The organism is Pseudonocardia sp. DxW (assembly GCF_058448985.1).
Window position 1 is genome coordinate 123,170 of record NZ_JBZFLK010000008.1, and the last position, 14,132, is coordinate 137,301.

Below are 14,132 nucleotides of genomic sequence, written 5' to 3' on the forward strand. Positions count from 1 at the left end.
GTTCAGCGGCCGATCGCGTCGGTGACCGACAGGGCCGGCCCGGGCAGCTCCGGGCCGGCGTCCGGGCCGGCCGCCGGATCCGCCGCCTGCGGGGTCACCTCGTGCGCGGCGATCCGGCCGTCCCGGATCGCCTCGGCGTGGTGGCAGGCCACCCGGTGCCCGGGCCCGATCTCGCGCAGCACCGGCCGCTCGGTGTCGCACCGGTCGGCCTGCCGCCACGGGCAGCGGGTGTGGAAGCGGCACCCGGGCGGCGGCGCCGCGGGCGAGGGCAGGTCGCCGGTGAGCAGGATCCGCTCCCGGGCGTCCTCGGTGGCCGGGTCCGGCTGCGGCACCGCGGACAGCAGCGCCCGGGTGTAGGGGTGCAGCGGCCGCTGGTAGAGGTCCCGCGCCGGCCCCTCCTCGACGATCGAGCCCAGGTACATCACGCCGACCCGGTCCGAGACGTGCCGGACCACGGCCAGGTCGTGCGCGATCACCAGGTAGGTCAGGCCGAGCTCGCGCTGCAGCGCCCGCAGCAGGTTCAGCACCTGGGCCTGCACCGACACGTCCAGTGCGGACACCGGCTCGTCGGCGACGACCAGGTCCGGCCCGACGCAGAGCGCCCTGGCGATCCCGATCCGCTGCCGCTGCCCGCCGGAGAACTCGTGCGGGTAGCGGTTCAGCGCGGCCGGCGGCAGCCCGACCGCGCCCATCAGCTCGCGCAGCCGCTCCGCGGTGACCGGCAGCCCGTGCGCCGCCATGCCCTCCCGGAGCATCGACCCGACCGACTGCCGCGGGTCCAGGCTGGACAGCGGGTCCTGGAACACCATCTGGAACCGGCGCCGCATCCGGCGCAGCGGCTCCCCGGACAGCGACGCGACGTCGGTCCCGTCGAACCGGACCGAGCCGGCGGTCGGGGCGGTCAGCTTCAGCACCGCCCGGCCCAGCGTGGACTTGCCGCAGCCGGACTCCCCCACCAGCCCGTAGGTCTCGCCGCGCGGGATCCGCAGGGACACCCTGTCGACGGCCCGGACGTGCCCGACGGTGCGCGACACCAGCACGCCCCGGGTGATCGGGAAGTGCACCTCGAGATCGTCGACCTCCAGCAGTGCGCTCATGCGTCGGCTCCGATCGGCTCCGGATTGTGGCAGCGCAGCAGCCCGCCGGCGCCGACCGCGGCCGCCGGGGTGCGCTCGGTGCAGGTGTCCAGGGCGCGCGGGCAGCGCGGCGCGAACGCGCAGGCGTGCTCCCACGGCAGGTTGTCGGCCACCGAGCCGGTGATCGCCGGCAGCTCGTCGGCCGGGTCGGAGTCCAGCCGCGGGATCGAGTGGATCAGCCCGGCGGTGTACGGGTGCCGCGGACCGGCGAACAGCGCGTGCCGGTCGGCCCGCTCGACGACCCGGCCGCCGTAGAGCACGTTCACCCGGTCGCAGAGCCCGGCGACGACGCCGAGATCGTGCGTGATCATCACCAGCGCCGTCCCGGTCTCGGCGACGAGCTCGCGCAGCAGCTCCAGGATCTGCGCCTGGATCGTGACGTCCAGCGCCGTCGTCGGCTCGTCGGCGATCAGCAGCCGGGGGCGGCAGGCCAGCGCGATCGCGATCAGCGCGCGCTGCCGCATGCCGCCCGACATCTGGTGCGGGTAGGCCCGCAGCCGGCGCACCGGATCGGGGATGCCGACCCGGTCCAGCAGGGCGACCGCCTCGTCGCGGGCCGCCCTGCGGTCCATCCCGCGGTGCCGGGTGAGCGCCTCGGTGATCTGCACGCCGACCGGCACGACCGGGTTCAACGACGACAGCGGGTCCTGGAACACCATCCCGATGTCGCGGCCGCGCCGCTGCCGCAACCCGGCGTCGGAGAGGGTGAGCAGGTCGACCGGCGGGCTCCCGTCGAGCAGCACCGAGCCGGACACCCGGGGGGTGCGCCCGGGCAGCAGGCCCATGATCGCCAGCGAGGTCACCGACTTGCCGCAGCCGGACTCGCCGACCAGCCCGACGACCTCGCCCGGCCGGACGTCGAACGACACCCCGTCCACGGCGACGACGTCGGGCTCGCCCCGGCGGACGAACCGGACCGACAGGTCCTGCACGGACAGCAGCGGGTTCACCGGCGCCCCTTCGGGTCGAGTGCCTCGCGCAGCGACTCGCCGAGCAGCGTGAACCCGAGCGCGACGACGATGATCGCGACCGCCGGGTAGATCGCCAGCGCGGGCCGGATGTCCAGGTAGGGCTGCGCGGAGGCGAGCATCAGGCCCCACTCGGCGCGGGCCGGGTCGGCGTCGCCGAGGCCCAGGAAGGACAGCGCGGCGGCGTCCAGGATCGAGGTGGCCAGGGTCAGCGTGGCCTGCACGATCACCGGGCCGATCGCGTTGGGGAGCATGTGCCGCAGCACGATCGCCCGGCGCCGGACGCCGAGCGCGGTGGCCGCCAGCACGTGATCGGACTCCCGCTGGGCGAGCATCGAGCCGCGCAGCAGCCGGGCGAAGATCGGCACGTTCACCAGTGCCACCGCGATGATCACGGTGGTCTGGCTGGGCCGGGCGGCGAGCGCCGCGACCGAGATCGCGAGCAGCAGCGACGGGATGGACAGCAACACGTCGGTGACCCGCATGAGCACCGTGTCGGCCCAGCCGCCGAGCGCGCCGGCGACGCCGCCGATCAGCGCCCCGGCGGCCAGCCCGAGCAGCGTCGCGAGCACGCCGACGAGCAGGGTCTGCCGGGAGGCCAGCAGCATCCGGGAGAACTCGTCGCGTCCGTTCTGATCGCTGCCGAGCGGGAACCCGTCCTGCGGGCCGGGGATCGAGCCGGGGCGCAGCTCGTCGAGCAGCTCCGGGAACGCCTGCGCCGGATCGTGCGGCGCCAGCACCGGCGCGAGCACCGAGACCAGCACGAACAGCCCGACGATCAGCGCGCCGACGATCGCGGTGGGGCTGCGGCGCAACCGGCGCAGCGCGTCGGCGCCGAGACTGCGCCCGGCGGTGTCGTCGATCCGCTCGCGGCGCCGGCGCGCCCATGTCGTGGTGCTCACCGCAGCCTGACCCGCGGGTCGATGACGGCGTAGGAGAGGTCGACGAGCAGGTTCACCAGCACGTAGATCAGCGCGCCGAGCAGCACCACGGCCTGCAGCCGGGGATAGTCGCGGCGCTCGATGCCCTCGGCGACCAGGGTGCCGATGCCGGGCCGGTTGAACACCTTCTCGGTGAGCACCGCGCCGGCGAGCAGCAGGCCGGTCTGCAGGCCGATCGTCGTCGAGACCGGGAGCAGCGCGTTGCGCAGCACGTGCCGGCCGCGGACGGTGCCGGGGGCCAGCCCCTTGGCGTTCGCGGTGCGCACGAAGTCGGACTCCAGCACGTCGAGCACCGAGGCCCGGGTGATCCGGACGATCACCGCGAGCGGGATCGTCGCCAGGGTGACGGCGGGCAGCACCAGGTGGGTGAGCGCGTCCCAGCTGGCGTCGAACTCGCGGGTGAGCAGGCCGTCGAGGGTCGGGAAGCCGGTGACCGTGGTGGCGTCGATCCCGGTGGCCTGCAGCCCGGACGGCGGGAACCAGCCCAGCTCGACGGCGAAGACCTGCTTGAGCACGTAGCCGAGGAAGAACACCGGGACGGCGACCCCGACCAGGGTCCCGACGATCGTCACGTTGTCCCAGGGCCTGCCCCGGTGGCGGGCGGCCAGGTAGCCGAGCGGGATGCCGGCGAGCACCGCCAGCAGCAGGGCGCAGACGGCCAGCTCGACGGTCGCGGGCAGCGAGCGCCCCAGCTCGCCGAGCACCGGATCGCCGCTGACCAGCGACGCACCGAAGTCGCCGGTGACCGCGCGGCCGAGATAGCGCAGGTACTGGACCGGGATCGGCTGGTCCAGGCCGAGCGTGCGGTTGAGCGCCGCGATCGACTCCGGGGTGGCCTTGTCGCCGAGCAGCGCCCCGGCCGGCCCGCCGGGCAGCGAGCGCAGCCAGGCGAACAGCAGCAGGGACAGGATCAGCAGCGTCGGGATCACCTGGAGCAGGCGGCGCGCGACGAAACGCAGCATGCGGGGAGGTCCTCGTGGTGGGAGGGCACGGGCCCGGGTGCCGCGAGGTCGTCGCGGCACCCGGGTGCGGACGTCAGTTCTTGGTGACGGTCGAGAAGCGCTCGTCGGTCAGCGGCGACGGGACGAGGCCCTGCACGCCGTCCTTCACGACGATCGCCGGGCCGGTGGTCAGGATCGGGACGGCGGGCAGGTAGCGCGCCATGATGTCCCGGTTGACCTGCTGGTACGCGGCGGCGTGCCCGGCCGGGTCCGGGATCGAGTCGGCGGCGGCGAGCGCGCCGTACATCGCCGGGTCCTGCGGGCCGAACTCGGCCTTCTCGCGGCCGAAGAACGTGCCGACGAAGTTGCCGGCGTCGTTGTAGTCGCCGGTCCAGCCGAGCATGTGCAGGTCGTGCTTGCCGGCCTTCTGGACGTCGTCCTTGTAGCCGCCGTTCCACGGCCGGGCGACCGGGTTCACGGTGATCCCGACGGCCTGCAGGTTCGCCGACATCGCCGAGAACAGGTCGGCCGGGTTCGGCATGTAGGGCCGGGTCACCTCGGTCGGGTAGTAGAAGTTGAGGGTCAGGTTCTGCGCCCCGGCCTCGGCGAGCAGCTGCTTGGCGCGCTCCGGGTCGTAGGGGTACTCGGTGACGTCGTCGGCGTATCCGGCGACGGTCGGCGGCACGAACTCCTTCGCGACCGCGGAACCCTCCGGCATCTTGGTGCGGACCAGGGACTCCCGGTCGATCGCGTGCGCGATCGCCTGGCGCACCCGGACGTCGGCCAGCGCCGGGTTGTTCGTGGTGTTGATACCGAGGTAGAGGATCGAGAACGGGTCCCGGATGAGGACCTGGTTGCCCTGCTCGGTCAACGTGCCGTAGTCCGCGGGCGAGGGGTAGTCGTAGCCGTCGATGGTGCCGGCGGCGAGCTCCTGCTTGCGCGCGTTCTCATCCGGGATGATCTTGAAGATCAGCCGGTCGACCTTGGCCTTCTCGCCCCAGTAGTCGTCGTTGCGGACCAGCGTGATGGTGCCGTTCGCCTTGTCGAAACCCTCGAACCGGAACGGTCCGGTACCGGTCGGGTGTTCGGTGGCGTAGGCGGGATAGGTGAACGAGTCGCCGCTCTGGCTGACGTTGTCGGCGTCGTAGCGCTCCAGCGCGGTCGGGCTGGAGATCGACAGCGAGGTCAGTCCGAACGCCGCCGGGAACGCACCCTTGAAGGTGTTCAGCGACAGCACCGCGGTGGTCGGGTTCTCGGCGGTGCAGGACTTGTAGACCGGATCGCCCGAGGCGTCGCCCTCGTTCTGCTCGAAGCCGCCGAAGACGTCGCCGTAGTAGATCATCTGGCTCTGCGCGGCGGCGCCCTTCATGGTGAACCAGCGGTCGAAGTTCGCGCAGACGGCGGCCGCGTCGAACGGGGTGCCGTCGTGGAACGTCACGCCGTCGCGCAGGGTGAAGGTCCAGGTCCGGCCGTCCGGCGAGGACTCCCACGCGGTCGCGAGCCCGGGCTCCAGCTCGGTGCTGCCCGGCTTGTAGGTGATCAGCGTGTCGAACATCTGCCGGGCGGGCCGGAAGCTCTCGCCGTCGTCGTTGAAGATCGGGTCGAAGTTCTTCGGCGCGCCGGCGGCGCCGAAGACGAACGTGCCCCCGGTCGCGCCCGCCTCGCCGGCTGCGTCCCCGCGCTCCGACGTCGCACAGGCCGCCATCGTCAGCGCCAGCAGACCCGCGGTGACCGCGGTACTCCACCGTCTGGCTCGCATCCATCCCCCAGTCATCGGATGACTGGGGAACCTATAGCGTTGCGTTACTCAACGGTAGATCGTTGCGTCACGATCGTGCTACGAACTGGCACGGGCGTACCAGGTCGGGTCCGGGCGGTGCGCGGGGCCCGTTCAGCCCAGGGTCCGCTCCAGGTCGTCGAGGATCAGCCCGGCGCCGGTGGGGCCGATCGCGAGCATCCAGGCGTCGTCGTCGACGGTGAAGGCGCGGCCCTCCCGCACCGCGGGCAGCGTCTCCCAGAGCGGCGCGACCTGCGCGAACGGCTGGTCGTCGGCGAGCCCGTAGGAGGTCACGTAGACGACGTCGGCGTCGGCGGACCCGATCTGCTCCGGGCCGATGCGGACCGCGATGTCCGGCTCGTCGCGGACGATCTCCGGCTGCGGGAAGCCGGCGTCGGCGAGCACCGAGCCGACGAACGAGCGCGGGCCGTAGAGCCGGATCTCCCCGGGCAGGAAGCGCACCACGCTCACCGTGCGATCGGCCGCGCCGAGCCGGTCGCCCACCTCGGCGGCCCGGGCGGTGTGCGCGTCCAGCAGGTCGCGGCCCTGCTGCTCGCGGTTCAGCGCGCCTGCGTAGAGCGCCAGGTTCTCCTTCCAGGCGTCGCCGGTGCGCTCGGCGAACACGGTCGGCGCGATCGCCGACAGCTGCGGGTACAGCGCCTCGTGCCGCAGCTTCGAGGACAGGATCAGGTCCGGCGCGAGCGCGGCGATCGCCTCCAGGTCGGGGATCGCCATCGGGCCGACCACGGTGATCCCGTCCGGGACCTCCAGGTAGGACGGCAGCGCACCGTCCGCCGCGGCACTCGCCACCCCGACCGGCTCGACGCCCAGCGACAGCGCCACGTCGAGCTCCTGACTGTCCAGCACGACGACCCGCGCCGGCGACTCCGGGACGGTGGTCGTGCCCATCGCGTGCGCGATCTCGCGCCCGCCCGGATCCGGCGCCGGCTGTTCGCCGGGGGCCGCGGAGCAGCCGGCGAGCAGGGCCGCGGCGAGCAGGAACAGGACGGGACGAAGCGGACGTACGGTCACCGGCGGAGTGAATCAAGGCGCCACGGGTTCGGCAAGCCTCACCTTGCCGGTGCGGCGATCGTCATGATCAGCCGGCGGCGGCGACCGCGGCGGCGCGGTGCCGGTCGCGGTGGTGCGCGATCAGCGCCCGGGACGCCTCCGGCTCCAGCGCGTCCGCCCGCGCGTCGGCCAGCACCCGGCGGTAGGTCTCCAGGTCCCGCGCCGTGTCGAGGAACGACTCGCCGGCGTGGCCCTCGGTGTGCACCAGGTCCGAGCCCAGCTCGTCCGGGATCGCGAGCACCGAGAACCGCCCGGCGTGCGCCCGCTGCACGCCCGCCGAGAACGGCAGGACCAGCAGGATCACGTTGGGCAGCCGGGACAGCTCCAGCAGCCGGTCGAGCTGGTCGGCCATCACCGACGGCCCGCCGGTCGCCCGCGCCAGCACCGACTCGTCGATCACCGAGCGCAGCCGCAGCGGCGGGTCCGAGGTGAGGGCCTCGTGCCGGCGGCGGCGCAGGTGCACCAGCTGGTCGATCTCCCAGCCGTCGTGGCCGGGGAGCCGCGCGGCGAGCACCGCGCGGGCGTAGTCCGGGGTCTGCAGCAGGCCGTGCAGCACCGACAGGTCGAACGCGTCGACGCCGGTCGCGTCGGTCTCGACGGCGGCGTACCGGCCGGGGGCGGGCAGCACGTAGCGCTCGGTGCGCAGGCCCTCGGTGAAGGGTTCCCACCAGCCGCGGGTGCGGCTCTGCGCGACGAGCCGGCGGAGCATCTCCGCCTCCATGCCCTCGACGCCGCCGTAGAGGGCCAGCAGGGCGTCGACGTCGACGGGGCGGGGCACGCCCTTCCCGTTCTCCAGCCGGCTGATCTTTGACGCCGAGCACCGCAGCCCGCGGGCGGCGTCCTCGAGCTTCAACCCGGCGTTGAGCCGCAGGCGGCGCAGCTCCGCGCCGAGCCGGCGCCGGGCGCCGGTGGGCTCCTGCTCCACCTCGTCCTCCTGTCGTCGGGGCCAGCCGCTGTCGGTGTCGTCGGAGGGCGCCCGCTGTCAGTGCACTGCACACCTCCGGCTCGTGCAATCCGCCGCGCCGTGCAACTTTCATCGAGAATGCAATTGCACAGGGGCGGGAGGTCGGGCACCCTGGGAGGTGCTGAAAGTGACACACAGCACAGTTCGGAAACGTACGACGGCCGGGAGGGACGACCAGCACACACACCAAGGGGGAGGAACATGATCGGCACATTCTCGATCGGCACGGCTTCGATCGGCACGGCTTCGATCGGCACGGCACGGGTGGGGTGGCCGCGGGCCGGCGCGGGGCGGTGGACGCCATGACCGCACTGGTGATGCTGGCCGCGGTCGGGATCGTGGTGCTCGGGATCACCGCGATCGTGATCGGCGTGATCGACTCCAGGCGGGCCGGGGCCCGCAGGCGAATCGCCGCCGAGCGGCGGCTGGCGTGGGAGCGGCGGCAGCGGCAGCTGCACGGCGGCCCGTACGAGGTCGACGCCTGGGGTGACGAGGACACCGACTGACGGGTCGGCAGGACGGCGCGCCCGGTGGGGGCCGGCGCGCCGGGGCCGGTCGCGTCCGGGGCGTACCCGGCGAGACCGGCCGTCGTCGTGTCCGGGGCCGTGCAGGTGCTCTGCGGGCTGTGCGGCTGCTGTGCGGCTGCTGTGCGGCTGCTGTGCGGCTGCTGTGCGGCTGCCGTGCAGTTGCTCTGCGGGTGCTAGAGCGCCCGGCGGCCGGCGAGCGCCCGGCCGAGCGTCATCTCGTCGGCGAACTCCAGGTCGCCCCCCATCGGTAGCCCGGACGCGAGCCGGGTCACGGTGAGACCCGGGAAGTCGCGCAGCAGCCGGACCAGGTAGGTGGCGGTCGCCTCCCCCTCGGTGTTGGGGTCGGTGGCGATGATGACCTCGGCGATCGCGGTCTCGTCGGACGCGGGGCCGGTGCCGCCGAGCCGGGCGAGCAGCTCCCGGACGCGCAACGTGTCCGGTCCGATCCCGGCCAGCGGATCCAGCGCGCCGCCGAGCACGTGGTAGCGCCCCTTGAACTCCCGGGTCCGTTCCACGGCCAGGACGTCCTTGGGCTCCTCGACCACGCACACCAGCGTCGGGTCGCGGCGCGCGTCGGAGCAGTACCGGCAGCGGGTGTCCGCCGAGACGTTGCCGCAGACCTCGCAGAACGCGACGCCCTGCTTGACCGTCTGCAGGACCTCCTGGAGCCGGGCGATGTCCGCCGGGTCGGCCGCCAGCAGGTGGAACGCGATCCGCTGGGCGCTCTTCGGGCCGACGCCGGGCAGCCGGCCCAGCTCGTCGATCAGGTCCTGGACCGGCCCCTCGAACACCTCAGGCGCCCGGGAGGCCCAGGCCGCCCATGTCCAGACCGCCGGCGAGCGGGCCCATCTTCTGCTGCTGCAGCTCCTGGGCGCGGCGGACGGCGTCGGCGAGCGCACCGGCGACCAGGTCCTGCAGCGTCTCCACGTCGTCCGGGTCGACCACCTTCGGGTCGATCTTCACCGAGCGCGGCTCGAGGCCGGCGGTCACGGTGACCTCGACGAGGCCGTTGCCGGCCTGGCCGGTCACCTCGGCGGCGGCGAGCTCGGCCTGTGCCTCCTGCAGCTGCTGCTGCATCTTCTGGGCCTGCTGCAGGATCATCTGCATGTCGGGCTGACCGGGTTGCACGCGTACCCCTCGCTGTTGCTCCCGGCTCGCGGTCACGGGGGAATCCCCCGACACGGCCGGCGCGGACGTCTCCGCACACCAGGGTAGCCGTGTCAGGCTCTCCGACCGTGCACGCCCCGATCCGTCCCGTCGCCGTCGTCCTGGCCGCGGTCGCGCTCTGCGCGGCGTGCGCCGGAGCCGCCCCGGCCGCCCCGGCCGCCCCGGTCACCCCGTCCGGCACCCCGGAACCCGTCCCGCCCGCGCCGCCGCCGGTGGTCGTGCTCGATCCCGGGCACAACGGCGGCAACGCCGCGGACCCGGCCGCGATCAACCGTCCGGTGCCGGACGGCCGGGGCGGGACGAAGGCCTGCAACACCACCGGGACCGCCACGGACGACGGCTACCCCGAGCACGCCTTCAACTGGGACCTCGCCGAGCGGGTCCGGCAGCGGCTGGAGGCCGCGGGCGTGCGGGTGGTGCTGACCCGGCCGGACGACGACGGCGTCGGCCCCTGCGTCGACGAGCGCGGCGCGGCGGGTGGCCGGGCCGGGGCCGCGGCGGTGGTGTCGCTGCACGCCGACGGCGCGGCGCCGGCCGCGGCCGGGTTCCACGTGGCGCACGCCGATCCGCCGGTGCACGGCACCGGCCCGGAGGCGTTGCGGCTCGCCACCACCCTGCGCGACGCGCTGCGGGCCGGGGGTTTCACCCCGGCCGGCTACATCGGGCAGGACGGGCTGGACGGCCGCCCCGATCTCGCCGGGCTGAACCACTCGACCGTGCCGACGGCGTTGGTCGAGGCCGGGAACATGCGCAACGCCGCGGAGGCACGGGTGCTGTCGACCCCGGAGGGCCGGGAGCGGTACGCGGAGGCGGTCAGCGCCGGGGTGCTCGGGTACCTCGGGCGCTGAGGGCCGCCGGTCACTTCGGGTCGATCGTGCGCGCGCCCAGGTGGGTGGTGAGGATCTCCAGTGCCGCCGCCTCCGGGTCCCGCCGAACGCCGGGCGTCGCCGCCTCGGCCGCGGCCTCGGCGAGCATCGACTCCTCCACCTCGGCCTCGCTGACAGGCCCCGGCCGGGCCGGGCGGGCCGCACCGCCGGACCGGCCGCCGGTCTCGCTCGGGTCGGGCGGGGCGTCGTCCGGGGGCGGCTCGGGCGGCAGCGGGATGTCGGAGTCCGGTCCGGTCAGGCGCCGGGCCGGACGGCCGCCGCGCTGCTGGTCACTGCCCTGTTGGTCACTGCCCTGTTGGTCACTGCCCTGTTGGTCACTGCCCTGTTGGTCACCGCCCTGTTGGTCACCGCCCTGTTGGACGCTGCCGCCGGGCCGCTGGGACGGGCGCTGCGGGATCGGGCGTTGCGGGCGCTCGGCGGCCGGCCGGTTGCGGGCGGCGGTGGCCTCGCCCTGGTCGCAGCGGACCTGCCACTGCACGCCGAGGACGGCCCGGAGCGCGTCACCGATCACGTCGGTGTTGCGCTGCTCGGAGAGCCGCCTGGCCAGCGGCGGCGCCCCGATCGCGAGCACCAGGGTGTCCCCGTCGACGGCCCGGACGGTCGCGTTGACCAACAGCGCCTCGGTGCTGCGGCTGCGCTTGCGGACCGCGGCGAGGATCTCCGGCCAGACCCGCCGGACGGCGGTGGCGTCCAGCGAGGCCGCCATCGGGGCGGGCTGCGCGGACGCCGGCGGCACGGCGTCCGGCGGTGCCCCGTCCCGCGGCGGGGCCGGGGTGATCGCCGGTGGGGTCGGGGGGACCTGCTCGCTGGGTCCGTCCGGAGCCGGTTCCGCGGAACGCGCCGCACCCGGTCCGGCGGCGTCACCCGCGCCCGGCCCGGTGGGATCGCCTGCGCCCGGCCGGGTGGGATCGCCAGCGCCCGGCCGGGTGGGGTCGCCCGCGGCCGGGTCGACCGCGCCCGGCCCGGTGGGATCGCCCGCGCCCGGTACGGCCTGCCCGGCGCCGGTCGGTTCCGCGGAACGCGCAGCGCCCGGTCCGGCGGGCTCGCCCGTGCCCGGCCCCGCTCCGGTCGGTCCCGCGGAACGCGCAGCGCCCGGTCCGGCGGGGTCACCGGTGCCACGGCCGGCCGGCCCGGCAGCGGTCGGTTCCGCGGAACGCGCGGCGCCCGAGCCGCCGGCATCCCCGGCAGCCGGTTCCGCGGAACGCGCCGCGCCCGGTCCGGTGATCGGCTCCGGTGCAGCGGAACCGGCCCCCTCGGGCCGGGACTGCGCAGCACCGTCGTCGCGTGCGGCGGGCGCGGGCCGGGATCCCGCCGCGGGACCCGGCTCGGCGGGCCGCTCGCTGGGCCGCACGAACTGCCGGGCCCGGCCGCCGTCGTCGGCGCCGGGGCCGGGGCCGGGGCCGACGACGGCGGCATCGGAGACGATCGCGTTCCGCCGCTCGATCCGCTCCAGCCGTTCCAGCAGGCCGCCGTCGGAGGTGGTCGCCGCGGGCAGCAGCATCCGCGCGCACAGCAGCTCCAGGAGCAGCCGCGGCGCGGTCGCCCCGCGCATCTCGATCAGGCCCTGGTGCAGGATCTCGCCGTAGCGGGTCAGCGTCGCCGGGCCGACCCGGGCCGCCTGGTCCGCCATCCGGGACAGCTCGTCGGCGGCGCCGTCGACCAGGCCCTGCTCGGCGGCGTCGGGCACCGCCTGGACGAGCATCAGGTCGCGGAAGCGCTGCAGCAGGTCCGAGGCGAAGCGGCGCGGATCGTGACCGGCCTCGACCAGCCGGTCCACCGCGCCGTAGACGGCGGCGCCGTCGGCCGCGGCCAGCGCGTCCACCGTGTCGTCGATGAGCCCCGCATCGGTGACACCGAGCAGCGCGACCGCCCGCTCGTAGGTCACCCCCTGCGGACCGGCGCCCGCCAGGAGCTGGTCGAGCACCGACAGCGTGTCCCGGGCCGAGCCGCCACCGGCCCGGATGACCAGCGGGAACACCGGCGGGGCGACGGTCACCTCCTCCTCGCCGCAGATCCGCTCCAGCAGCGAGCGCATGGTGCCCGGCGGGATCAGCCGGAACGGGTAGTGGTGCGTCCGCGAGCGGATGGTCGGCAGGACCTTCTCCGGCTCGGTGGTGGCGAACACGAACACCAGGTGCTCCGGCGGCTCCTCGACGATCTTGAGGAGCGCGTTGAAGCCCTGGTTGGTGACCATGTGCGCCTCGTCGACCACGAACACCCGGTAGCGCGACTCGGCCGGCGCGTAGAACGCGCGGTCGCGCAGCTCCCGGGCATCCTCGACGCCACCGTGCGACGCCGCGTCGAGCTCGACGACGTCGATGTTGCCCGGCCCCTCCGGGGCCAGTGCCACGCACGAGGAGCACTCGCCGCAGGGGTCCGGCGTCGGCCCCTGCACGCAGTTCAGCGAGCGCGCCAGGATCCTTGCCGACGACGTCTTCCCGCAGCCGCGCGGGCCGGAGAACAGGTACGCATGGTTGATGCGGCCCGCGGTCAGCGCCGTCGACAGGGGCTCGGTGACGTGCTCCTGCCCCACGACGTCGGCCAGCTTGGCCGGGCGGTACTTGCGGTACAGAGCCAGAGCCACGGCCGCGAGGCTACCGAGGGGGTCCGACAGTCCTCGAGGCGCGGGACCGGCCGCGACACCGGCCCGGAACATGAGGGGACCCCGCGCACCCGCCAGAGCCTGTTGACCCTTGCTGCCTTCCGGCCCTGGGGGAGTTCACAGGATGGACGCCGCACGGGGTCCACGGACAGTGTGCCACGCCGGGGACCCCGCAGCGCGAGGGGGCGGTGACGGTTCGGGAGAGACGGCAGGTAGCCTTCTCCGCGGAGGATTCGCCTAGTGGCCTAGGGCGCACGCTTGGAAAGCGTGTTGGGAGCAATCCCTCACGGGTTCAAATCCCGTATCCTCCGCCAGCCGAAGCAGGCAGAACGCCGGGCAGCCCCTCGTGGGCGGCCCGGCGTTCGGCGTTGTTGCGAGACGGCCGTCAGCCCGGGACCCGGCGCCGCCGGCTCCCACCGGAGACCCCCGATCCGGGCGGCCCCGCCCCGGCCGTCCGGCACGCGACGTGGTTGGTGCCTCAGGGCGGAGTGGCACCCGGCCCGCCAGGGCCGGCGCCGGTAGCATCGCGCCGCGCCTGGCGCCCTTCGTCGGAGTCGATTCCCGGGACCGGCACTTCTTCGTCGTGGTGCGACCTGGTGAACTGCGATCCGGTCCGATCGACGCGGTCAGCACAGGAGGACGAGTGAGCTTCGCCGACAAGGTCCGACGTGCAATTGCCCGCACCGAGGACCTGAACTCCCTCCGCTATGCGGACCAGCAGGAGATTCGCGAGGCCTGGAGCAATCTCACAGGCCAGGCGGTCGACGACTCGTTCCACCTGATACCGCCGGTCTACTCGGACCGCGGGGTCGGAATTCGGGTCGGCCGGAACGTCTTCATCAATCAGAACTGTCGCTTCAATGATCTCGGCGGCATCGAGATCGGTGACGACGTGATGCTCGGCCCGGCGTCAGCCTGATCTCCTCCGGCCACCCCGTGAGCCCGGAGGAGCGGCGGACCGGGGTGACCACGAGGGCGATCCGGATCGGACGCAACGTGTGGGTCGGCGCCTCGGCGATGATCATGCAGGGCGTGTGCGTGGGCGACGACGCGGTGGTCGCAGCCGGAGCCGTCGTCACCCGCGACGTACCTGAGCGGACCGTGGTGGGTGGCGTCCCGGCCCGGGTCATCAAGGTCATCGACTGACGGAC

General features: G+C 74.3%; 14 protein-coding genes, 1 tRNA gene and 1 other RNA gene. 5 read left to right on the top strand and 11 right to left on the bottom strand.

Annotation, left to right across the window (positions count from 1 at the left end):
* Positions 1–2 precede the first annotated feature (2 nt).
* The 7 genes from ACVJO7_RS14515 to ACVJO7_RS14545 form a co-directional block, all read right to left on the bottom strand.
* The gene (locus ACVJO7_RS14515) at positions 3–1,097 is read right to left on the bottom strand and encodes an ABC transporter ATP-binding protein (RefSeq protein WP_491673308.1); all 1,095 of its coding nucleotides are present in this window, start codon (positions 1,095–1,097) and stop codon (positions 3–5) included.
* Positions 1,094–2,086, bottom strand: a complete 993-nt coding sequence (locus ACVJO7_RS14520; RefSeq protein ID WP_491673309.1) for an ABC transporter ATP-binding protein — start codon at positions 2,084–2,086, stop codon at positions 1,094–1,096. Before ACVJO7_RS14520 ends, ACVJO7_RS14515 begins: the two co-directional genes overlap by 4 nt.
* Positions 2,083–3,006: an ABC transporter permease gene (locus ACVJO7_RS14525; RefSeq protein WP_491673310.1), complete on the bottom strand. Its 924-nt coding sequence runs from the start codon at positions 3,004–3,006 to the stop codon at positions 2,083–2,085. Before ACVJO7_RS14525 ends, ACVJO7_RS14520 begins: the two co-directional genes overlap by 4 nt.
* Complete coding sequence (locus tag ACVJO7_RS14530) at positions 3,003–4,007, bottom strand: ABC transporter permease (protein ID WP_491673311.1); 1,005 nt, start codon at positions 4,005–4,007, stop codon at positions 3,003–3,005. The genes ACVJO7_RS14525 and ACVJO7_RS14530 overlap by 4 nt, the downstream gene beginning before the upstream one ends.
* 73 nt (positions 4,008–4,080) lie before the next feature.
* Positions 4,081–5,745, bottom strand: a complete 1,665-nt coding sequence (locus tag ACVJO7_RS14535) for an ABC transporter substrate-binding protein (protein ID WP_491673312.1) — start codon at positions 5,743–5,745, stop codon at positions 4,081–4,083.
* A 132-nt stretch (positions 5,746–5,877) separates the two neighbouring features.
* On the bottom strand, positions 5,878–6,795 hold the full coding sequence (locus ACVJO7_RS14540; RefSeq protein WP_491673313.1) for an ABC transporter substrate-binding protein: 918 nt from the start codon (positions 6,793–6,795) through the stop codon (positions 5,878–5,880).
* Between the two features lie 67 nt (positions 6,796–6,862).
* Entirely contained in the window at positions 6,863–7,759 is an 897-nt protein-coding gene (locus tag ACVJO7_RS14545) for a helix-turn-helix domain-containing protein (protein ID WP_344023207.1), read from the bottom strand.
* Between the two features lie 341 nt (positions 7,760–8,100).
* On the opposite strand from ACVJO7_RS14545, the gene ACVJO7_RS14550 reads away from it, so the two are divergent.
* The gene (locus ACVJO7_RS14550; protein ID WP_491673314.1) at positions 8,101–8,304 is read left to right on the top strand and encodes a hypothetical protein; all 204 of its coding nucleotides are present in this window, start codon (positions 8,101–8,103) and stop codon (positions 8,302–8,304) included.
* A gap of 194 nt (positions 8,305–8,498) precedes the next feature.
* On the opposite strand, the gene recR is transcribed toward ACVJO7_RS14550, so the two are convergent.
* The gene (gene recR / locus ACVJO7_RS14555; RefSeq protein ID WP_491673315.1) at positions 8,499–9,116 is read right to left on the bottom strand and encodes a recombination mediator RecR; all 618 of its coding nucleotides are present in this window, start codon (positions 9,114–9,116) and stop codon (positions 8,499–8,501) included.
* Position 9,117: 1 nt separating this feature from the next.
* The gene (locus ACVJO7_RS14560; RefSeq protein WP_344023306.1) at positions 9,118–9,432 is read right to left on the bottom strand and encodes a YbaB/EbfC family nucleoid-associated protein; all 315 of its coding nucleotides are present in this window, start codon (positions 9,430–9,432) and stop codon (positions 9,118–9,120) included.
* Between the two features lie 128 nt (positions 9,433–9,560).
* On the opposite strand from ACVJO7_RS14560, the gene ACVJO7_RS14565 reads away from it, so the two are divergent.
* Entirely contained in the window at positions 9,561–10,340 is a 780-nt protein-coding gene (locus ACVJO7_RS14565; protein WP_491673316.1) for an N-acetylmuramoyl-L-alanine amidase, read from the top strand.
* Positions 10,341–10,350: 10 nt separating this feature from the next.
* On the opposite strand, the gene ACVJO7_RS14570 is transcribed toward ACVJO7_RS14565, so the two are convergent.
* On the bottom strand, positions 10,351–12,963 hold the full coding sequence (locus tag ACVJO7_RS14570; protein WP_491673317.1) for a DNA polymerase III subunit gamma and tau: 2,613 nt from the start codon (positions 12,961–12,963) through the stop codon (positions 10,351–10,353).
* 70 nt (positions 12,964–13,033) lie between these two features.
* Positions 13,034–13,128: signal recognition particle sRNA small type (gene ffs, locus ACVJO7_RS14575), an RNA gene on the bottom strand.
* Positions 13,129–13,207: 79 nt separating this feature from the next.
* On the opposite strand from ffs, the gene ACVJO7_RS14580 reads away from it, so the two are divergent.
* The 3 genes from ACVJO7_RS14580 (at position 13,208) to ACVJO7_RS14590 (ending at position 14,127) form a co-directional block, all read left to right on the top strand.
* Positions 13,208–13,295 (top strand) — tRNA-Ser (locus ACVJO7_RS14580).
* 329 nt (positions 13,296–13,624) lie between these two features.
* The gene (locus ACVJO7_RS14585; protein WP_491673318.1) at positions 13,625–13,900 is read left to right on the top strand and encodes an LbetaH domain-containing protein; all 276 of its coding nucleotides are present in this window, start codon (positions 13,625–13,627) and stop codon (positions 13,898–13,900) included.
* A 44-nt stretch (positions 13,901–13,944) separates the two neighbouring features.
* A complete protein-coding gene (locus ACVJO7_RS14590; protein WP_491673319.1) occupies positions 13,945–14,127 on the top strand; it encodes a DapH/DapD/GlmU-related protein in 183 nt (60 codons plus the stop codon).
* The last annotated feature ends 5 nt before the right edge of the window (positions 14,128–14,132 follow it).